Source organism: Gordonibacter sp. RACS_AR68, assembly GCF_030418485.1.
In the GTDB taxonomy this organism is placed as follows: domain Bacteria; phylum Actinomycetota; class Coriobacteriia; order Coriobacteriales; family Eggerthellaceae; genus Gordonibacter; species Gordonibacter urolithinfaciens.
Map to the genome: position 1 here is coordinate 284,968 of NZ_JAIPUP010000001.1, position 20,912 is coordinate 305,879.

Below are 20,912 nucleotides of genomic sequence, written 5' to 3' on the forward strand. Positions count from 1 at the left end.
CAGATCAATATTATTTCCGTTTGCGGCAATAAATGATAGCCTTGGCAAACTCATGCCACCGCCTGCTCTTTCGTCCATGACCTTATTAGTAAGGGAGCGTTTCACGTGAAACACTCCCTTGGTGCGGGCAGGCTAGCGAACGGCGAGGTCGTCGTCGCAATCTTCGAGAGGGCCCGAAGCGACGGAGGTTATCTCGCCGACGGAGGCAGGCTCGTGGGCTGAAGCGGGCTCGTCGGCTCGGACAGGGTTCGAAACGGGAGCGTCCGGCTTCCGCGTGCCGAGCGCGAGGGAGATGGACTTCGTGGGGCAGTTCTCCACGCAGTCGAGGCAGAACGTGCATGACTCGAGCGTCTCTGTCGAGGAATGGGCCACGTCGATGTTCTCCGGGCACACGGTCGAGCACGTGCGGCATCCCTCGCTTGAAACGCAGGTGGCGCAGCTTGCCTGCGGCCGCACGCCGAAACCGAGCCTGGCGCGCAGCTTGCCCACCAGGCCGAAGAAGAAGCCCAAAGGACAGATGGCCGAGCACCAGCGCTTGAACAAGAACAGCTCCGCCAGCAACATGAGCGGGAACACGACAAGCTCCCAACCCGGCTGCAACAGCACGAACACGCGGTTCAAGGCCCACAAGGTGCCGAATACAAGCCCGATAGGGCACAGCAGGCAGAAAACCGGGAACTTGACGACAAACGACACCAGCAGCAGAACGGCCAACACCGCACCTTGCGTTTTGATGCCGGGCCCTGCCCCGGCGCATGCAGAGCAGCCAGCCGCCTTCCCGGCCTCTTCAGATGCTTGCGAGGGGGCCGGGGCGCGGTCTTCGCCCCTGCGCCCGCGCAGACCGCGCGGCGCGTGGCCGCCGAAGACGTTCTTGAGCAGCTGGGAGGGACACGCCCAGGCGCAAAACGCCCGTCCCACCAAAAACACGATGAGCAGCACTGCAAGGACACCCGGCAGCAACTGCCACGGGATGCTGCCCGATGCGGCAGCTATCTGGGCGAAGCCTACCGGACACAGCACGCACAGCGTTCCGATTGCCGCGCCCCCGCCAACATGCGCCGCTCCAACCGCCGCAACCAGCAAGGCAGTGGCAACGACTATGCGGAGAGCCTTGCTACGCGTTTTCATGGGTGGCCCCCTTCCCCTCTCCTGAAGCCGGCCTCAAGGAACCGTCCGGACCATCGGGGTGCATGCCTCGCGAATGCGGGGGCAATGCTTCGGCTGCGGCAGTTGTGCGCAAGGAGGTAAGCTCCGCGTCGGCCACCGCGCCCGATGCGTGCGCAGCCTCGCTCTCGCGTGAGACCACCACGATTCCCTTGTTTGCGATGCTGGGGTTGTAGGCACGCAACGACGAAGACGGGCATGACGTCTCGCACTTCCCGCAGCCGTCGCAAAGATCGGCGTGCACTACCGGCCGATCATGGTCGTCCAGCGAGATGGCGCCCTCCACCGGGCACTCGTCCTTGCACACGGTGCAGCCGGACCAGTCCCAGGCCACGCAGGCATCCTTTACCACTACCGCCACACCCAGGTCGCGCTCGCGCGCACCGCCGAACGCCAGCGCGCCGGTAGGGCACGCCTCGACGCACTTCATGCAAAAGTCGCAGTGGGCCTGCTCGAACGCCAACGTTGGCGTCCCGTAGGCCACGAAGCCGCCAGAGAGCGGCACAGGCGTGATGATGCCGTACGGGCATGCCTGCAGGCAGCGCTGGCAGCGGTTGCACGCCGCCGCCAACCGCGCGTTGGACTCCACGCCAGGCGGGCGCACGAAGGCAGCGTCGGCCTGCTTGGTCGCCGCGCCGAACCCCCCTGCCCCTATGGTTATCGCCCCGACCGCACCGGCGGCGAGAAACCCGCGCCGGGAAATAGTATCCACACCCATCAACCCCTCTCACCTGTCCAACGCCGACAAAGAAGCATCGGAAGCTCCCTTAAGAAAACGCTCTTGCGCGCGAGGCTACCCCACAACCTCGTCCAGCGCGCTCTCGTCGGCTTTAAGGTAGGTTTCGGTGAAGGTGGCCAAATGGGCATAGAAGCCGGTTTCTGCCGATGCGCAGGCGTCAGCCGCGAACGGCTCTATCCACCGCAACAGGTGATCGCGCAAAAATGCCAGCTGGCCGCCCAGCAAGTCCTCCGCCGCCTGGCCCTCGCCCGCCCGCAGTGCACCGGCAGCCTGTTCGCACAAGCGTGCCATGAATGCCAGCTCGACCGCCAGATGGTCTTCCGGCTCCGGGAAGGTGGGGTCCTTCGCGAATCGCGCTGCATGATAGAGCGTCCTTACTTGGGCATACGCTTCCTGCATCATGAGCCCGTCCGGGCTGGTGTACACCGACTCGTAAGGAAACGCCTTCTGTGCGGTGCGCGGCCCCATGCCGAAGAACACGCGGTTGAACACCACGGCCAACTGCTCGAGCGCCGCCTCGTCAAGGTCGGCCAGGCAAGCCTGCAAGGCAGCAAAGCCGTCTGCTAATGCCGCGTCGTCAGACTCGAGGGCTGCATGTCCCGCGAAATCGGCAGCGAACGCAGCATCTATCTCTTTCTCATAGCAGCGCGAAAGCAGCGTATACACCCGCCCGCGGTTTTCGCAAAAGTCGGTTAAGTTCTCGACCAGCTCGGTCGGCAAGGCATTCTCCATGATGCTTCCCCTTCTTCTCCGTCTTGCGAAGACGCCCGCTCGCTGCGAACGCCTTCCCTCGTGCGCAAGCCATGCGGCGAGCGCGCCTTGTCCGTCACGGCTCTGTGACCGGCGGCGCGCTCGCCGCATGGTTTGCCCGCACCTTTGCGGGAGCGGGCGATGCCACGTACCGGCATCGCCCGCCTCGAGGCATCGCTAGTAGATGAACGACTCCACGCTCGTGCCCACACCGTACATGATGACGCGCAAGCACACCGCGCCCACCACCGAGCAGGCAAACGCCGCGAACATAAAGGCAGCCAGCTTCTTCGGATCAGCCAAGCCGGAGCCCGCATCGCCCTTCGTGGACTTTACGCAGGCCAAAGCAGTGAGCGCCACAGGGGCCGCGAGCCCCACCAGCACCACGCCCAGCCAGAACATGACCGCCAGGTCGCCCGCCAACAAACGCTCGATGGAACGCGACGGTGCCTGGTACGGCGCGATGGCTATCCATATTACGTAGGCCACCGACGTCACTGCCATGATGACAACGGCCGCCAACGCAATGCGCAGGGCAAACCCGCCGTCTTCCTTTGCGTTGCCGCGAAGCAATACCAGACCGCACATCAAAAGCGCGCCCATGGCCAGGCCGGTACCCAGGTACATGAGCGGCAGCGCCGCGCTGTCCCAGGCAGGACGGGCTGCGATCAGGTAAGAGGCGCCGGCCACCACCGGCAGCACCAGACCCAAAACCGCGCCCAGGATGCCGAACACCTTGCTGGCACCGGGGTAGTCCTTCTTCGCCAAGACGACGTACACCAAAGACACGATGCCCATGAGCGCCACCACCAGCAGCTCCTTGGACAAGCCGGAGCCGAAGTTGCCCAGCAGGTGCGTCGCGCGCTCCGGATGCCCCATGTGCAGCACCGACACGCAGCCGCCAACCGCCAGGCACGCCAGCGCGATGAGCGCGCCTATGAAGCGGACTTCCTTGAACTTGCCCTTGAGCTCGCCTGCGCCCAAGAACACGAAGATGCCGCCGGTAATGCCCAAGAGCACGCTGAAGATCAGCAGAGGCCACTGAATTGCCATGGCTACTCACCGCCTTTCCAAGTGAACTTGTCCAAGCCGTAGTCCACTCCCGGATGGTTCCCCACGTCGGTGAGCTTATGCGTCTTCTTGGACGCCCTCATCTTCGAAGGCGCGGACTCGGGATCGTCCAAGTCGCCGAACAGGCGCGCCTGGCCGGGGCAGTGGCGCACGCACGCCGGCTGCTCGCCCTTGTCGATAAGGTGGGCGCACATGGTGCACTTCTCGATAACGCCCTTGTCGCGGCCCTCGTCGTAGGCGCGCACGCCGTAAGGGCAGGCCATGACGCAGTACTGGCACCCGATGCACTTGCTGTGGTCCACCAGGACCACGCCGTCCTCGCGCTTGTAGCTGGCGCCGGTGGGGCACACGCTCACGCACTCGGGGTTGTCGCAGTGCTGGCACGCCACGGGCAGGTAGTACATCTCCAGGTCGGGGTAGGTTCCCGAGGGACCTACGGTGAGCACCTTGTTGTAATAGGTGCCCAGGCCCACGCCGTTTTCTTGCTTGCAGACCACCGCGCAGGAATGGCACCCGATGCAGCTGTCCAGATCGATTGAGATAATGTTGCGGGTCATGCTACTTCGCACCTCCCTTCACCGTCACCTGCGCCACGCCGTTCTCCTGGCTGTCGGAAGCCAGGGCCTCGGCGCTCATGGGCAGGAATATCTTCAGGTCTTCCTCGTTCATGCAGATGTTCGCCGGCGCGCCCTCCTCAGCCTTGTAGATCCTGCAGAGGCCGCCGTAGTTGTCGGTACCGACCGCCGGGTCGTAGGGGCCGTTGTTCTCGAACAGCACGTTGCAGTTCGAGTCGAAAGCGCCGTGCAGGTCGTCCGTGGCCTCGCGCTCGGGGAACCACCAGTCGTGCTCCACGTGGATCATGCCCGGCTTGATGGCCTCGGTGAGGTTCGCACGCTGGCGAATCTTGTCCACGTACGTCTCGATGACCACCCAGTCGTCCTGCTCGATGCCGTGCTCGGCAGCGGTGGCGGGGTTGATGTCCACGGTCGGGAACATGTGCACCTCGCGCATCCACGGGCTGTTGCGGTACTCGGTGTGGAAGAACGCATGGGAGCGCCCTCCCGTGATAAGCGTGTACGGGAAGTCCTCCAGCATGTCGGGGCGGGCCAGCGGCGTGATGGGCGGCTCGATGTACAGCGGCAGCGGGCCGTTGCCGTACAGCAGCAGGTCTTCGGACCACATTTCCATCTTGCCGTTGTCCGACTGCGGGTGCGCAGGAATTACCTTGCCATCCGGCGTCTTCGTGCCGGGGAAGCGGTACACCGTCCCCATCTTGTTGCCACGGTACATGGTGTTGAAACCGGGGCGGAAGTCGCTCGTCTTGCGCATGAAACCCGTCTCGTACTTCGGCGCGCCCTTTACGGTGGCCATCTCGACGCCGGTCACGCTGATGCGCTCGCGGAATTCCTCGAAGCTTGCACAGCTCAACTGCGGAGGCAGCATTTCGGGGCCCTTCACCATGTAATCGAAGAACTCGTACTTGTCCTTCCAGTACATGTCCACGTCCATGTACTTCGCGAACTCGAAGCAGATGTCCATGTCGTCTTTGCTCTCGCCCAGCGGCTCGTGGAACGGCTGGCGGATGAGGTAGGTGTGGCTGGTGGGATAGCCGTGGCCCGAGTGAGCCCACTCCACGCGGTCCACCTCGTTGGGGTGCGCGGCCGGCAGGATGATGTCGGCGAGCTCGCCCGAGGGGGTCATGTAGATGTCCACGTTCACGAAGAAGTCCAGGTTCTTGAAGCCCTCCACGATCTCGCGACCGCCCTCGATGGAGAGGATGGGCTCGGACGTCTGCTGCCAGTAACCGTGGATCTGGAACGGATCGCCCTTTGCCATGGCCTTCGTGGTGGCCGCGCCGAATCCGCCCTGCTGGCCGTAGATGACCTGGCCGCCGGAGTTCTGCGTGGTTTCGCGCAGCTCGCCCGTGGCATCGTCGGCAACGAGAATCTGCTGGTAACCGGTGTTCTGGCACACGGAGAGCTTCTTGATGTTCTTCGCCGTTTCCAGGCGGCGCTTGCCCATCCGGCCTTCCTTGTTCGGCACGACGTCGAACATGAACGAGTCGTAGCCGGTGGCGGGCTCGCGGCCGATGTTCTGGCCGCCCTTCGAGTCGAAGTTGCCGGCGAGCGCCATCATGATGGTGAACGCCTGCGAGATGCCCGATGTGTTGATGGAGAACTCCACCTTCTGGCCGCGGCAGAAGCACGCCGAGGGACTGGCCTCGATGTAGATATCGATAGCCTCGCGAATCTTGTCTTCGGGCAGTTCGCAGAACTCGGCAGCGCGCTCCACGGTCCACGGCGTGACGTGCTCGACCAGGATATCCCAGGAAGTGCGGTACGTCTTGCCGTTGATCTCGCGGCTACCGGAAAGCGCCGGCTTCGCGTCCGCCACGATGTTGCCCTCGGCATCGAGCCACTGGAAGGCCTTCGGGCCGCCCACGCCCTGCTTGTTCTGCCAGTCGCCGGACCAGAAGATCAGCTGGTCGTGCGCCTCGTCCCAAGCGGGGTACAGCTCCTCGTTGCCGCCTTCTTTGATCATTGACTCGCGCAGCTGGTAGCCGGTGCCCTCCTCGTCGATGAAGAACGGGGCGTTGGTGTAGAAGCGCGCGAAGTCTTCGGCGCACTTGTCCGAGTGAATGATCTCGTTGATGAACGCCAACACCAGCGCCATGTCGGAACCGGGGCGGATAGGCAGCCACAGGTCTGCCTTGCTGGCCGTGCAGGTGTAGCGCGGATCCACGCAGATAACCTTGGCGCCGCGCTCCTGGGCGCGCTTGACGGTGAGCCAGTCGTAGTAGCCGCGGCTGCGCTCCTGGCGGCACCAGATAAGGATGCAGTTCGTATTGTTGCCGTCCCAACCGGTGTACTGCGTCTCGTCGCCGTACAGGCGCTGGCTGGTGAAGTACGAGCCCACCCAGCACAGGTTGCCCACGCCGAACGTGGCCGTGGAGCCCAGCTCCAGCCATAGCTTGTTGATGGCCTGGAACTGCAGCATGTCGCGACCTGTGCCGTACTGGTGCGCGATGGTGTGCCAGCCGTGCTCCTCGCCTATCTTGGTGAAGCGGTCGGCGGCCTCCTGGTAGGCTTCCTCCCACGTGATGCGCTTCCACTGGCCGGAGCCCTTCTCGCCCACGCGCTTCTGCGGGTAGCGCACGCGCAGCGGGTTGTACAGCTCCTGCGGAATGGCAAACGCGCGCGAGCACAGCGTTCCCTCGCTGAACAGATCGGGGTTGCCCTCGATCTTCACCACGCGGCCGTCCTTGACGTGACCGAACAGCGCGCAGCGGCCGTAACATTGGCGGCACGCACTGGGGATCTTCTTCACGTCGTCGGATGCGGTCGCCCCTGCGGCGCCCGCTGCATCGTCCGCAAAGGCCGTGGCAGCCTGCGAACCCAGCAGCAGCGTCGATGCGGTCGCGGCGGCGGTTGCCTTCACGAAGCCGCGGCGGCTCATCTTAAGTGACATCTCTCCTCCTCCTTTTGCCTCTCGTGGCCAAGATCTGCTTCAGGAGGAAGGCCGCGGGCAGATCCCGCTGGGACTGGCGACGGTTCATGCACAACGCTGGCCGCTCCCCTTGGCGAATCGAGCGCGTGCACCACTCCGATGCGCACGGCCCCTCGTTCACCCGGCGCGTCCCCACGCGCCCTCCCATCCTTGGCAAATTACTTGCAATGCTAATTATATTAACCACAACTATTAGCGCAACAGGTATTTGCAAAGAATAGTCCTGAACTGCTACAAGCGTGCGTAGAGCAACCGATTCGCACGGCAATGAAAGAGGAGATTCGACCGATAATCTTCCGCGTTCTTGACGGGGCCCAGCCGCTTATGGTTTCTTGTAGGCGAGAGAATGCGAAACGCCGCGACCGAACGATCCTGCCACTTCCCTTGCATGGTCGCCTTCCCGTCGCCCGGCGCGATGCGCCCCACCGCACGCGACAACGCAAAAGCCGCCCTGCGCATATCGGAAGGGTTCAACATGGAGAGCAAGCACAACCGTCTCATAGGTTATCTGGTGTACGACGCGCAGAAGCACATCACGAAATCGCTCGAGGTCACGCTTAAGCCCTACGATATCACCCCTGGCCAGTGGAACCTCATCAACCAGCTCGATCAGGCGGGCGAGCTGTCACAGAAAGAGCTGGCTACCATCACGCACAAAGAGCAGGCGACCATCACGCGGTACCTGGACACGCTCGAGCGCAAGGGGCTCGTGGTGCGCAACAAGCACAAGACCGACCGTCGCTCGCATGTGGTGAGCACCACCGACAAGGCCCACGAGCTCATCCGCACCGTGCTGCCCCTTACCGCCATCACGGCGAACCGGCTGATAGAGGGCATCGACCAGCAGGACATCGACACGTTCGTGGAGGTGCTGACCGCCCTCAAGCAGAACGCTGAGACCATTTCCGGCAACTAGCGCAGCGCCTCAGCGCCGACCGATCCGGTACGCGGCGTAAAGGGATATTCCGAGCGCCGCCAACGAAACGGCAAGCGCCGCCAGCGCATAGAGCAGATCGGCCATGGCAGCCTCCTTCGGGTACGGCGGCTCAGGCCGCGCAAACGGATCAACCAGCCCGACAGGGTATTACCCGCAGAGCCTGCCTACAGGGTAGTCCCGCTTTGGGGCCGAACAGAGGCGGGCGGGCGAAGTCAGGACGGCGACAGCTTTCCGAAATTGCCCCGTTGTCCGCAGGCCTTTCCCCTGCTACAATATGCCGGCACAATTTCATAGCATCACCCCGTTGATACGTCCTGGATCGCACGAGACTGGACGAGGAGGGGCCTCTGGAGAATCCCGATCGTCGGGTGCCGAAGGGGCAAGGCGGATGGCCGAAGGCCGCATCGCCGAAACTCTCAGGCAAAAGGACAGAGCAAAGCTGCAGCTTGTTGCGCGCACGCGCCTTCCCTTTTTCCCGCATATATCCTCCAGAGTGCCGCGTCCATGGACGGGGTTCGCCGAAATTGCACGTACATGCTTGTATCGAGGAGGAAACTGGTGGAAGGCTTTTTCAGCGTTATCAACGATGGGCTCGTCGCTATCGACGACTTCATCTGGGGGGTGCCGCTCATGGTGCTCATCCTGTTCGGCGGCATCCTGCTGACGGTACGGTTGCGCGCCGTGCAGTTCCGGCAGCTGCCGCGCGCCCTGCGCTACATGGTGAAGAACGAGAAGGGCGGCGCCGGCGAGGTGTCGAGCTTCGGCGCGCTGTGCACGGCCCTGTCGGCTACCATCGGCACGGGCAACATAGTCGGCGTGGCCACGGCCATCGTCGCCGGAGGCCCGGGCGCGCTGTTCTGGATGTGGCTGGCCGCCTTGTTCGGCATGGCCACGAAGTTCTCCGAAGGCCTGCTGGCCGTGAAGTACCGTCGCGTCGACAAGAAGACGGGGCACGTTCTGGGCGGCCCGTTCTACTACATCGAGCGCGGCATGGGCATGAGGTGGCGCTGGCTGGCGAAGGTGTTCGCGTTCTTCGGCATGTGCGTGGGCCTGTTCGGCATCGGCACGTTCACGCAGGTCAACTCTATTTCCAGCGCTATCACCGGCTTCTTCGACCCCGAGAAGAACGCCACCGTGAGCATTCTGGGCATGGACTACTCCATCTTCACCGTCATCGGCTCGCTGCTGCTGGCCCTGCTGGTGGGCCTCGTGGTCATCGGCGGCCTGAAGCGCATCGCCAAGGTGTCCGAGCGCGTGATCCCCGCCATGGTGGTGCTGTACGTGGGCTTCTCGCTCGTGCTCATCTTCACGAACCTGGACAAGGTGCCCGGTGCGTTCGCCGTCATCTTCCAGAGCGCGTTCGGCCTGCAGGCTGCGGCCGGCGGCATGCTCGGCGCCATCATCGTGGCCATGCAGAAGGGCATTGCGCGCGGCATCTTCTCGAACGAGGCGGGCCTTGGTTCCGCGCCCATCGCCGCTGCGGCCGCGCAGACGAAGGAGCCGGTGCGCCAGGGCCTCGTGTCCATGACCGGCACGTTCCTGGATACCATCGTGGTGTGCTCCATGACCGGCCTGGCGCTGGTCATGACCGGCGCGTACCAGATCCCCGGCCTCGAAGGCGCCGCCGTGACCACGGCCGCATTCCAGGCGGGCCTGCCGTTCCTGCCGCCCGAGGTGGTGTCGTTCGTGCTCATGGCATGCCTGGTGCTGTTCGGGTTCACCACGATCCTCGGTTGGGACTACTATGGCGAGCGTTGCCTGGAGTATTTCAGCAACGGCAACATGAAGGCCGTGAAGGTGTACCGCTGGCTTTACATCTTCTGCGTGTTCATCGGCCCCTACATGACCGTGGCGGCCGTGTGGACCATCGCCGACATCTTCAACGGGCTCATGGCGTTGCCGAACATGATCGCGCTCATCGCGCTGTCCGGCGTGGTGGTGAAGGAGACGAAGGACTACTTCGAGCGCCTGAAGGCTGCCGGCGACGAGGATGCCATGGAGCCGCACCTTCCCGGTGACAACTGGGACATCCCGCCCATCGACCCGCTGAACGCCCCCGACTCCGATACGGCCGGCGCGCGGGCATAGCGACCGCAGGGGCATATGCGCCCATAGCTTTTCCATCGCGCGCCGAGCCTTCCCGCTCGGCGCGCGGCGTTTGACGCCGGTACAGCTTGGAGGGACGGTGCTAGCCTAGCGCGGCGTTGATCTTCAACACAATGGCCGCCAGCTGCTGCTTTTCCGCACCGTCAAGCACCGCCAGTGTCTCGCGCGCGAACGCGCGCTGGTGGTCGCGAGCTTCCTGCGCCTGATCGCGGCCGTGATCGGTGAGCGCGACCCGCCGGGCACGGCGGTCCTGCTCGCCGGCGGCGCGCTCGATGCAGCCGTCGGCTTCCAGCCGGGCCAGCAGCGCCCCGAGCGACTGCGGGCGGATGCCCACGATATCGGCCAGCTCCACCTGCGACAGCGGACGCGGTGCGAACCCCTCGGCCATCGCCTCCTCATGGCTCGCCAGCACCGCCAGCACGAACGAGGCCCCTGTCGCGCCGCCCGCCTGGCGCGATCGGCGCGCGATCACCTGGCTCATATGCGCCATCTCGCGCATGATGGAGTCGTCGCTTAGAGGCTCCATGGCCCATCCCCTCCCTTCGCCCGGCGCCCGCTACGCCTGTTGCGCGGCAGCCTCGCCCAGCTCGCCCGCCGCAACGGCGGGACGCGCTGCGCCACCCGAGGCTTCGCGCAGGCCGCGCAGCTTGCGCACCTCGCGGACCACGAACACCGTCGTCATGAGCGTGGCCAGGCCGTCTGAAACAGGCGCGCTCACCACCACGCCCTGCAGCCCCGTGAGCCCGAACACGGACGTCAGCACCGGAGGCAACAGCAGATACAGCGGGATGAGGAAGATCACCTGGCGCGTCATCTCCAGGATGGCGGCCTTGAACGGCTGGCCGCTGGACTGGAAGTAGCTCGACCCCACGATCTGGAACCCGACCAGCGGATACAGCAGCGTGTAGATCTGCAGCGCCGTGACCGCGAACGACTCCAGGTCGCCCGTCACGCCGAACAGCGCCACGATCTGCACCGGTATCGCGTGCGAGAGCACGAGGAAGAACGCCCCGATGGCCACGCCCGCAACCGACGCCCACTTGAGCGCGTCGAGCACGCGCTGCCACGAGCGGGCCCCGTAGTTGTACCCGATGATGGGCTGCGCTCCCATGATCAGGCCGATGAGCGGCGTGATGGCGAACAACGTGGCCTTCTGCGCCACGCCGATGGCCGCAAGCGCGCCCGTCACGCCGATGGGATCCTGCGCGCCGTAAATGCCGATGACCTGGTTCAACACCACGCTCACCACCGTGGAGGCCACCTGCATGACGAACGACGCCAGACCCAGCGTGAGGATGCGCCCCATGAGACGCGCATCGGGGCGGCAACACGACAGGCGCAGGCGGAACGGCGCGCCCTTGCACATCGTGAAGTACCACACCACCGGCACCATGCCGCACGCCTGCCCCAGCACGGTGGCGCCGGCGCTGCCCGCAACGCCCCAGCCGAGCACGAGCACGAACAGGTAGTTCAGCACGATGCACATCACGGTGCCGAACACCATGGTGCCCAGCGCCAGGTTCGGCTTGCCTGCCGTGCGCAGGAAGTTGTTCAGGCCCATGCCGAGCGACTGGAAGGCGAAACCCACGCAGATGATCTGCACGAACGTCTTGGTAGGCTCCCACAGCTCGTTACTCGTGCCGATAAGCGCGAGGATGGGGTCGATGGCCGTGACCGCTGCCACCGCCACCAGCACGGCCAGCCCGAACAACAGCACAGCCGAGTTCCCCAGCGTCTTCTCCACCTGCGCCTTGCGGCCCTCGCCCAGCTGGATGGCCGCGAGCGCGTTGCCGCCCTGGCCGGCGACCATGGAGAAGCCCATGAGGATGGTCATGACCGGCAGCGCCAGCGTGGTGACGGCCACGCCCGTGCCGTCGGGGAACGCCTGGCCGAGGAAGGCGGTGTCCACCACGTTGTAAAGCGAGTTGAACACCATGCTGATAATGGCTGGGATGGAGAACTCCAGCAACAGCCTGCCGATCCGCTCCGTCCCCAACCGGTCCGTCCCTTTCGCCGCCCCGGCGCCGCCCACCGCTTCAACCTCGTTCGCCATGCACTGCCTCTTTCGCGCTTCCGTGATACCTGATGTACGTCCCCTCCAGTTTATCCCGATTCAGTGTCGAGGAAAGAAAATAATAAGTTAACTTATTATTTTCTCCATAAGACGGCCCAGAGCGCATGACATCGTTTTTGATGCATTGTGCTCTTTTCCCACATCAACCTGTGGCGCCGGCGGTCCTTGCAGGGGCGTCTTGTCTTGGGATCCCACGCAGAAAGACCCCGTGTTTCATGCGAAACACGGGGTCTTTCCTCGAAAAGGCAGCGGGGAGCTGTTTCTGCCTTACCCCAGGCGTGCGCCGTCGGGAACCTCGCGCTCGGGGACGGCGAGGGCAGGGAGGATGCCGTCCTCGTAGCCGATGTCGTAGATCATTCCCTCGGACACCTCGCCGGCCATCTTGCGGGGCGCCATGTTCACCACGAACAACGCTTGGCGGCCCTCCAGCTCGGCCTTGCAATCTGCGCGCTCCTCCTTCATACCGGAGAGGATCGTGCGCGTGAACCCACCGAAGCTCACCGTCATCTTGATGAGCTTCTTGGAACCCTCCACGTCGTCCACCCGCACGATGCGCCCCACGCGGATGTCCAGCTTGTCCAGGTCGTCGATCGTGATGGGCGGCTTGACCGGCGCCGTCTCGATGGTCTCCACGGCAGCGTCCTAGCGCAGCGCGTCGGCCACTTTGCGGGCCGCCGCGGTAATGGACAGGTCGTCGATGTTCACGGTGATCTCGGCGTACTGCTCGTAGAGCGGCTTGCGCTCGTCGTAGAGCTCGCGCAGGCTCATGCCGATGCCGCCCTTCAGCACCACGCCGCGCTCCTGCAAATCGTGCAGGCGGCTCACCAGCTCCTCGTAGGATATCTGCAGGTACACCACGCGGCCGATCTCGGCGAGGTGCTTCATGGCCTCGTCGGAGTACACGGCCGATCCACCCGTGGCAATGATCGAGTTCTCCGCCTCTATATCGCGCAGGATCTCGTTCTCCACCTGGATGAAGCCCTCCGGGCCGCACGCGTCGATGAGCTTCTGCAGCGTTTTGTCGCACTGGTTCTGGATGACGAGGTCAGCGTCGACGAACTGGTAGTTCAGTATCTTCGCCAGCACGATGCCCAGCGTCGACTTGCCCGCACTCGGCATGCCGATCAGCACTATGTTGTTCCGCTCTTGCTCCATGATGCCTCCTCTTGCATCGATTCGACAGCTGCCCTGCCGTCGGCGTCTCGGGCGCCCAGCATGCCCAACGGCTCCGGCGACACCACCGGGCCGCCGGGGGTTTCCAGGGCCAAGGCAGGGGCGTCGTCGCCCGCCTTGCTTTTCAGCGGGAACGTTTCGCTCACCACTATAGCAACGAAGATGAGGGCGAAGCCGCCCACCAGGCGAAGCCCTATCTCTTCCCCATACAGCAGCACGCTGAACAGCACGCCGAACACGCTCTCCAGGCTCAGGAACAGCGAGGCCTGCGCAGGCGGCACGTGCGCCAGGGCCACGTTCTGGATGACGAGGGCCACGCAGGACGCGAAGACCACGAGGTAGGCCATGTTCATCCAGAACGCCGGCGTGAGGGACTCGGCCGGGGGCAGCGTCTCGAAGCAGGCCCCGTATGCCACGCCGCACACGCCGCCCACCGCGAACTGCAGCAGGGTGAGCACGAGCACGTCGCTCTTCTCGGAAAACTTCGACACGTACACGATGTGCACGGCGAACAGCAGCGCCGACACGAGCGTCATGGCGTCGCCGAAGCCCATGGTCAGCTCGGAAAGCGAGCCCGCGAGCGACACGAGCCCTATGCCGCACACGGCCATGACGGCTGCCACGAGGTTGAACGCCGTCGGCCGCTTGCGGGCGATGGCCCACCAGGCGAACGGCACGATGACGCAGTACGTGGCCGTGAGGAAGGCGTTCTTGCCCGGCGTGGTATGGTCGAGCCCGATGGTCTGCACCCAGAACGCCAGATAGCACACCACGCCGAGAATCGTCCCCTTAACCAGGTAGTCGAGAGCTCTCTCGCCCGAGAGTGCCGCGCGCAGACGGCGGAAGAACAGCGCGGCCAGGATCGCACCCGTGGCCAGGAACCGAAACCCTATGAGGTAGGCCGGCTGCAGAACATCCACGGCATCTTTCATGACCACGAAGCTCAAACCCCAGATGACGGTGGCCACAACCAACAGGAGCTTGTAAACGCCTGTCGGAATGCGATGCGCTATGCCGTCTAGTTTTTCCACAGCCGCCCATTATACGGTGCCCCTCGGCCGAATGATAGGGACCGAACCAGCTGGCGGCTTTCGCAAGGCGCACGGCAGCAACAGCCATCGGCAACGAGCCAGCGCCCCATTTCAGCAACCTGGCGGCCATGCGCCGCAGGCCGCGCGAAGCACGTGCCCTGCACGAGTGCCCTCGATCGCCCCGCGCTAGAGCCCCCGCCGGCACGAACGGGAGCGCGCCTCCCGTCCGCGCACGGTCTCGCAGGCAACAGCGGCCAAGCCAACCCATATGAGGAGGAAGCTCGCAAGCTGCCAAGCGTCGGGAAGCTCGCCGAAGCACGTCACGGCAAGCAGCATGACGAGCGTGGGGCTGAGATATTGCAGCAGGCCCAAGAGCGACAGCGGCGCCCGATTCGCGGCGGCCGAGTACAGCGCCAGCGGGCCCGCCGTAACCACCCCGGTTCCCACCGCCAATAAGGCGATTCCCGCGGGCGACGTGAGTGCCAGGGCATCGGGAGCCGTATGCGCAAGCTCCCAGAAACCGGGATCGGCCCAGCCGACGGCGAACAGGCCCGCGCCGAGGACGGCCGCGAACAGTGATTCGACGGCCATGCCGGGCAGCGCATCGTAGCCGCCGCGTTTCTTCACGGCGCCGTATGCGCTGAACGTCGCGGCAAGCACGAGCGCTATCCAAACCGATCCGCCGTGCGTTGCCGCGAACAGCAACGCCCCGCAGGCAGCCAGCATCGTGGCAGCCTTCTGCGCACGCGTCAGGCGCTCGCGGAAGCACACGACCCCCAGCACGATGCTCGTGAGAGGGCTGAGGAAGAACCCGAGGCTCGTCTCCAGCAGATGGCCGCTCGTGGACGCCCAGATGTAGACGCCCCAGTTGGCGGTGATGAGCACGCTCGAAGCGCCGAACGTCGCCCATGCACGGCGGTCGTGCAGCAGCGGCAGGAAGCGCACGCGCATCGCCAGGCAAAGCACCACCGAGAACGCGCACGACCACACCATGCGCGTGGCCAGCGCCTGAAGCGGCGGAACCGCCGAGAACAGCTTCCAGTAAACCGAAACGACGCCCCAGATGGCGTAGCAGAACGCGGCCTGCACCAGCGCACGGCGACCTTCCTGCCCGATGCGCGGCTTCGCGCCTGCGTCCCTTCCGCCTTCCATAGCCGCCTACCCTAGCTCCGACCGTCGGTCCGCGCCCGGCGGTGCAACAGCCGCACGAACGCCGCGAAACCGAGCAGCGCCAGCACCACGATGGCCACCACAGCGGCGTATACGGCGAAGTCGCCGTTCTCGGTACCGCCGGCTCCGCGGGCAAAGCCGGCGGCGAGCGAGCTCAGCACGGCGGCGCTTGCCATGTTGAAGTTGGCGAGCGCCAGGTTTCCGGCGTACTTCTGCTCGCCGAACAGGCTGCGGGCGAACGCCGAGGCGATGACGGGCACGCAACCGTACGAGAAGCCGACGAGCAGCGCGCCCGCCACGAACAGGCCGGGCACGCGCATCCCGGGAGCGAACGAGCCGGCAAGGGCCGTCGCACCTGCCAGCGCGGCGAGAGACGCCGCAGCCATGACCGCCACGAGGCCCTTCCTATCGTACAGCATGCCGATGACGATGCGGGCCGCGCCGTTCGTCGTTGAGACCAACCCCACGAGCAGCGTCGCGAAGCCCGCCTCCAGCCCCACGGCCAGGGCGGACGACTTCGCGTCGCCGATGATCATGAGCCCCGCGCAGATGGCGCACGTCGCCCATAGGCAGTACACCCAGAACAGCGGCGAACGCGCCATGGAAGGCGCTTCGCTGCGCGGCGCAGCCGCGGCGGAGGCGCGGCGGGAAGGCGCAGGTGCTCCCGCGTCGGGCGCGGGAACCAAGCCGGAAGCAAGCCGAACCGGCACGGTCTCCCCGCCACGAACCCCGTCCGCGGCAGCTGCGCCCCGGTCCTGGGGCCGCGGCCGGACTACGAGCGTCGTCGCAACCAGCACGAGCGCGATGAGCACGGCCAGGCCGACGAACACCGCCCTCCATCCCGCCACCTCTATGCAGGCGGCCGCCGCCGTACCCAACACCAGGCCGCCTATTCCGAAGCCCATCATGAGGGCGCCCGACGAGAAGCCCACGCGGTCGGGGAACCACGCGTTCACCGTGGCGATAACGGTGTTGTAGGCGATGCCGCAGCCCGCGCCGCACAGCACGCCGTAGCCCACGTACAGCACCGGGAGGCCGCCCGCATCGACCGCCGCAGCCGTGCCCGCGAAGCCCCCGGCCAGAAGAACGGCCGCCACCAGCAGCGTGGCCCTGAACGACAGGCGCTCGTTCAGCTTCGCTCCGAAGAACCCGCCGAAGCAGAACGTGATGATGGACAGCGTGAACACGAGGCGCATGCTCTCGCGATCCCATCCGAACTCCTGCCCTATCGCGCTGGAGAAGTTCGACCACGAGTAGATAAGGCCGAGAAAAAGCAGCGACAGCACGCCGGCGGCAAGATAGCGCATACGGTGGTTCATGGGTTGCTCCTCCTTCGCGCCGCCGCGCGCTTCGCGACGGCCGTCATCAGCTTGATTCTATTCACCTGGTTGACCTCGCTCGTGCCGGGGTCAACCTCGATCGTGGCTATGTTCGCGTCCACGCCGTCGGCTGCGCACCACGTGCGCAAGGGCTTTATCGCTCCCTGTCCCACCACATGGCCTGCCAGGCAGCCGAACGCGCGGGCGTACACGAGGTCGCGCACGCCCGCGCGCACGAACAGCAGCGCGGAACCCGCGATAGTCCAGCCGGCGCCCTGCACCAAGAAGCGCGGGACGACCTCTGTGCCGGCGCGTTCCAAATCCTGCACGGTTGGGCAGCGCAGGCAGGCGCCCGCATGGCGCTGCAGCACGCGGCACCGCTCGTCGAGCGCGGCGTGCAACGGTACCGCGGCGCCCTTCTCGCGCAGCGCGGCGGCGGCCAGGGGCAGCAGGTACGGCAGCGCAGCCTCGCACCCCTCGCGCTCGATGCACGCGACGAGCCCCGCGTTCATGCGCTCGTCGAACACGGCAGGGGCCGCACCCACGACGCCCACGATGGGCCGGCCGTCGCGCTCGGACACGCCGAAACCTGCGAGCGCCGCCCCGAATGCGCGCAGGCTTCCTTCGAGGACGAACGCGTTGGCGGCCAGCGCACGGCAGGCGCGGGCGCTCGACGCGGCAAGGAGGGCATCGAAAACCGGCGCATCGGCGGGACGCGTGTACGGCCGCACGCGCAAGCGCGCTTGGAGCAGCGCATCCCCGAACGCCAGAGCATCGGCAAGGCGCGCGGCCGCACGCGCATCGGCGGCAAGCGCCTCGAGTGCATCGGTGCCGCTGATCACCGACGCACGCGCTTCGAGGCCGGACGCTGCGAGCGCCTGCGCCAGAAGGTACGGCGCGTCGTCACCGCGGCAGCGCACGCAGGGCGTCGGCACCGCCACGCGCAGCGGCCCGGCGACCGGGTCGGCAAGAGGGCCGAGAGGCTTCTCGGCCATGGGCTGCGCAGCTTCGCCGTGCGCCAAATCAACTCCTGGGCGCGCGGCCGCCGGCCGCGCATGCATGCGTTGTTTCGGCAGGCAGGTGCCACGCCCTGCCAGGGCTGCGCCGGCTGCGGCGCCCTCGCGCAGGAACCCAACCGTGCGGCCGGCGGCAAGGAGGGCCGCATAGCAGGCGTCGTTGTTGACCGTTTCCAAACCGGCGCGCACCACCTCCTCGCCGCCGGCCGCAAGCACGCGGCACTCCTCGCCGCCGGCCGAGAGGGCGGCCTCCACCAACGGCGCGTGCCACGCCGAGAAGAACGGCACGACGATCATCGCGCATCTCCCCTTCCCAGCCGTTCCTCGCGCGCCGCGACCATCGACCGCACGCAGATGCGCGTGGCGGCAAGGTCCACCATCTCGTCTATCTTGAGCGCGGTGAGCGACCGCCCCCGCTTCTTCAGCACGGCGCGCGCCTGGTCGACGGTCACGGCATCCAGACCGCACCCGAACGAGTAAAGCACCACGAACTCCAGGTCATCCCTCCCGGCGGCAAACCGCGCAGCGCGCAAGATGCGCGCTGGGTGCTCCCAGCGGCTCGTGCCCCCGTCATCCGCGCTGCCCGCCCTCACGGGCGCCGCGTCTCCGCCAACCGCCTCGCCTTGCCGACCGCCCTTCGCAGGGCCACTTTCCCCCTTGCCCGCCCCTCCGCCGCAAGCCCCTGCCGGCAGCGCGTCCTCGGTCAGCACGGCGAACCCGTAGGAGCGCAGCAACCCCGGAATCGCATGGTTCGCCGCCGGGTCGCCGTGGTACGGCCGCCCCGCCAACACGACGCCCGGCACGCCGCGCTCGGCCATGAGGGCAAGCGCCGCCCTTCCGGCGGACACCATATCGGCGCGGAACCGCGCCTGCTCGCACGCCGCCGCGCGGGCCGCGCGCTCCACCTCTTCCAAGCCCAGGCCGCACGCCACCGGCTCCAGCGCCTCCTGCAGCGCCGCCGCGAGCCGGCCATCGGGGCCGTCATCACCGAGAACGGCTTCCACCTGCGGCATCACCAGCTGCATGCCCCGCTCGTGCACGAAGCCCACGTTCGCGTCCAGCACGAAGGGATAGCCGGCGAGCACCGGGCACGACCGGCCTTCCGGCCCCTCGGCGCGCACGTACGGCAGGAACGCCGCCGGCACGCCGCGCTCGGCCAGGTCCACGAGGTGCGCGTGCATGAGCTTCGCCGGGTAGCACAGCGACTCGGAGGGGATAGTCTCGAGCGCACGGCCGCGCAGGGCCGCGGGCGGCAGGCGCGACGGCACCACCCGGAAGCCAAGGCGCGTGAGCAGCGTGTGCCAGAACGGGTAGAGGTCGTACATGCCCAGCGCGCGCGGCAGCCCGATAACGCCGCGTGGCGCAGCGTCCTCCGGCAGCGCCCGGTACGCGAACAGCCGCTTGTACCGGTACGCGAACAGGTCCGGCAGCCCGTTGTCCTCGGCACCGTCCCCCAGCCCGCGCTCGCAGCGGTTACCCACCGTGAACGTGCGCACCGCGTCGCCGTCGTCGAACGACGTCACCGTCAGGCGGCAGGCGTTGCCGCACCGGCCGCACACCTCCGTGCGCTTGCTGCTTGCCAGGCGCTCCACCTTCGCGCGCGACAGCAGGCCGGAACGCCCGCCTGCCGCGGCCCGGTCGCGGGCGATGAGCGCCGCGCCGTACGCGCCCATGTGCGCGGCGAGGGCCGGCCGCGCCACCTCGGCGCCGTACAGGTTCTCGAACGCCCTCAGCACGGCATCGTTCATGAACGTGCCGCCCTGCACGACCACGCGCCTGCCGAGCGAGGCGGCGTCGCGCGCCCTGATAACCTTGTACACGGCGTTGCGCACGACGGAATACGCCAGCCCAGCCGCGATATCGCCCAGCTCGGCACCCTCCTTCTGGGCATGCCTCACCCGTGACGTCATGAACACGGTGCAGCGCGTGCCCAGGTCGACGGGGCGCTGCGCATGTACCGCCGCCTCGAGGAAACGGTCGAGGCGCACGTTCATGGACCACGCCATGCCGCTGAGCAACGCGCCGCATCCGCTCGAGCAGGCCTCGTTCAGCACGATGTCGTCCACCGCGCCGTCGCGCAGCCACACACACTTGATGTCCTGCCCGCCGATATCCAGGATGAAGTCGGCGTCGGGCACCAGCTCGCGCGCCGCGCGCACGTGCGCCACCGTCTCCACCTCGCCCGAGTCGAGGGCAAACGCCCGCTTCAGCAGCTCCTCGCCGTAGCCCGTCACGCACGCGTGCGCCACCTCCACCGCCAGCGTGCCGTCGTGGCGCAGCGGCAGATGCTTCCACAGGTCTACGAGCATCGCCTGGGCTGCCTCCACCACGCTGCCGGCCGAGCGCTCGTAGTACGTTCGCAGCACGCGGCCCTGCTCGTCCACCAGCACGTACTTGATAGCCTCGGAACCCGAGTCTATCCCCAAGAACACGCGCCCCTCGGCGCTGCTCAAGTCGGCCCGCGGCGCCGCGAGGGCGCCATGGCGCCGCACGAACGCATCGTGCTCGGCATCCGTGGCGAACAGCGCGGGCAGGCGCTCCAGCGTGGCGCCCCGGTCCCAGGGTACGGACTCCAGCCTCCCGATGAGCTCCCCGAGCCCATACGGCACGCTGTCCCACGCCTCGAACGCAGCGCCCTCGGACACGAAGAGGTGGCCGTCGGGCGGCACTTCCAGGTGCGCGTCGTCCAGCCCCAGGCGCAGCCTGAACCGTTCGCGCAGAGCCGAAAGGAAGTGCAGGGGCCCTCCCAGCAGGGCCACGGTTCCGGAAATGGGCCGCCCGCAAGCCAGGCCGGCGATGCACTGGGCCGCCACGGCATCGAACACGGATCCCGCGATGTCCTCCTTCGGCACACC

At 66.4% G+C, this 20,912-nt stretch carries 17 protein-coding genes and 1 riboswitch; of the genes, 2 read left to right on the top strand and 15 right to left on the bottom strand.

The genetic code is table 11. The features are described 5' to 3' along the window. Nucleotides 1-132: 132 nt before the first annotated feature. From K9U15_RS01170 to K9U15_RS01195, 6 genes are all read right to left on the bottom strand, one after another. On the bottom strand, nucleotides 133-1,128 hold the full coding sequence (locus tag K9U15_RS01170; RefSeq protein ID WP_096227555.1) for a 4Fe-4S binding protein: 996 nt from the start codon (nucleotides 1,126-1,128) through the stop codon (nucleotides 133-135). Next, the gene (locus K9U15_RS01175; RefSeq protein ID WP_087190733.1) at nucleotides 1,115-1,882 is read right to left on the bottom strand and encodes a 4Fe-4S dicluster domain-containing protein; all 768 of its coding nucleotides are present in this window, start codon (nucleotides 1,880-1,882) and stop codon (nucleotides 1,115-1,117) included. Before K9U15_RS01175 ends, K9U15_RS01170 begins: the two co-directional genes overlap by 14 nt. Before the next feature lie 75 nt (nucleotides 1,883-1,957). After that, complete coding sequence (locus K9U15_RS01180; RefSeq protein ID WP_096227554.1) at nucleotides 1,958-2,635, bottom strand: molecular chaperone; 678 nt, start codon at nucleotides 2,633-2,635, stop codon at nucleotides 1,958-1,960. A 195-nt stretch (nucleotides 2,636-2,830) separates the two neighbouring features. Then, nucleotides 2,831-3,706, bottom strand: a complete 876-nt coding sequence (locus K9U15_RS01185) for a DmsC/YnfH family molybdoenzyme membrane anchor subunit (protein WP_301155462.1) — start codon at nucleotides 3,704-3,706, stop codon at nucleotides 2,831-2,833. Nucleotides 3,707-3,708: 2 nt separating this feature from the next. Beyond that, nucleotides 3,709-4,281 (bottom strand): 4Fe-4S dicluster domain-containing protein, encoded by a 573-nt coding sequence (locus tag K9U15_RS01190; protein WP_087190730.1) that lies wholly within the window; start codon nucleotides 4,279-4,281, stop codon nucleotides 3,709-3,711. Nucleotide 4,282: 1 nt separating this feature from the next. Then, the gene (locus K9U15_RS01195; RefSeq protein ID WP_154269956.1) at nucleotides 4,283-7,192 is read right to left on the bottom strand and encodes a molybdopterin-dependent oxidoreductase; all 2,910 of its coding nucleotides are present in this window, start codon (nucleotides 7,190-7,192) and stop codon (nucleotides 4,283-4,285) included. A 514-nt stretch (nucleotides 7,193-7,706) separates the two neighbouring features. Here K9U15_RS01195 and K9U15_RS01200 point away from each other — a divergent pair. Beyond that, nucleotides 7,707-8,147, top strand: coding sequence for a MarR family winged helix-turn-helix transcriptional regulator (locus K9U15_RS01200; protein WP_096228625.1), 441 nt, complete (start codon nucleotides 7,707-7,709; stop codon nucleotides 8,145-8,147). 358 nt (nucleotides 8,148-8,505) lie between these two features. After that, a riboswitch (glycine riboswitch) is annotated at nucleotides 8,506-8,610 on the top strand. 92 nt (nucleotides 8,611-8,702) lie between these two features. Continuing rightward, nucleotides 8,703-10,256 (top strand): sodium:alanine symporter family protein, encoded by a 1,554-nt coding sequence (locus K9U15_RS01205; RefSeq protein WP_173011732.1) that lies wholly within the window; start codon nucleotides 8,703-8,705, stop codon nucleotides 10,254-10,256. Between the two features lie 100 nt (nucleotides 10,257-10,356). Here the strand turns inward: K9U15_RS01205 and K9U15_RS01210 are convergent, their stop codons facing one another. The 9 genes from K9U15_RS01210 to K9U15_RS01250 form a co-directional block, all read right to left on the bottom strand. Beyond that, nucleotides 10,357-10,800, bottom strand: a complete 444-nt coding sequence (locus K9U15_RS01210; protein WP_096227551.1) for a MarR family transcriptional regulator — start codon at nucleotides 10,798-10,800, stop codon at nucleotides 10,357-10,359. Nucleotides 10,801-10,830: 30 nt separating this feature from the next. Beyond that, on the bottom strand, nucleotides 10,831-12,327 hold the full coding sequence (locus K9U15_RS01215; RefSeq protein WP_227153606.1) for an MATE family efflux transporter: 1,497 nt from the start codon (nucleotides 12,325-12,327) through the stop codon (nucleotides 10,831-10,833). 288 nt (nucleotides 12,328-12,615) lie between these two features. Further along, entirely contained in the window at nucleotides 12,616-12,981 is a 366-nt protein-coding gene (locus K9U15_RS01220; protein WP_227115337.1) for a tRNA-binding protein, read from the bottom strand. Between the two features lie 9 nt (nucleotides 12,982-12,990). Beyond that, a complete protein-coding gene (locus K9U15_RS01225; protein ID WP_015539373.1) occupies nucleotides 12,991-13,503 on the bottom strand; it encodes a shikimate kinase in 513 nt (170 codons plus the stop codon). Continuing rightward, the gene (locus tag K9U15_RS01230; protein ID WP_096227549.1) at nucleotides 13,479-14,552 is read right to left on the bottom strand and encodes a DMT family transporter; all 1,074 of its coding nucleotides are present in this window, start codon (nucleotides 14,550-14,552) and stop codon (nucleotides 13,479-13,481) included. Before K9U15_RS01230 ends, K9U15_RS01225 begins: the two co-directional genes overlap by 25 nt. A 186-nt stretch (nucleotides 14,553-14,738) precedes the next feature. Continuing rightward, the gene (gene rarD / locus K9U15_RS01235) at nucleotides 14,739-15,704 is read right to left on the bottom strand and encodes an EamA family transporter RarD (protein WP_301155463.1); all 966 of its coding nucleotides are present in this window, start codon (nucleotides 15,702-15,704) and stop codon (nucleotides 14,739-14,741) included. Between the two features lie 11 nt (nucleotides 15,705-15,715). Continuing rightward, nucleotides 15,716-17,041, bottom strand: a complete 1,326-nt coding sequence (locus tag K9U15_RS01240; RefSeq protein ID WP_154269955.1) for an MFS transporter — start codon at nucleotides 17,039-17,041, stop codon at nucleotides 15,716-15,718. After that, on the bottom strand, nucleotides 17,038-18,354 hold the full coding sequence (locus K9U15_RS01245; protein WP_096227545.1) for a hypothetical protein: 1,317 nt from the start codon (nucleotides 18,352-18,354) through the stop codon (nucleotides 17,038-17,040). Before K9U15_RS01245 ends, K9U15_RS01240 begins: the two co-directional genes overlap by 4 nt. Further along, nucleotides 18,351-20,909, bottom strand: a complete 2,559-nt coding sequence (locus K9U15_RS01250; RefSeq protein ID WP_301155464.1) for an acyl-CoA dehydratase activase-related protein — start codon at nucleotides 20,907-20,909, stop codon at nucleotides 18,351-18,353. The genes K9U15_RS01245 and K9U15_RS01250 overlap by 4 nt, the downstream gene beginning before the upstream one ends. Nucleotides 20,910-20,912: the final 3 nt, after the last annotated feature.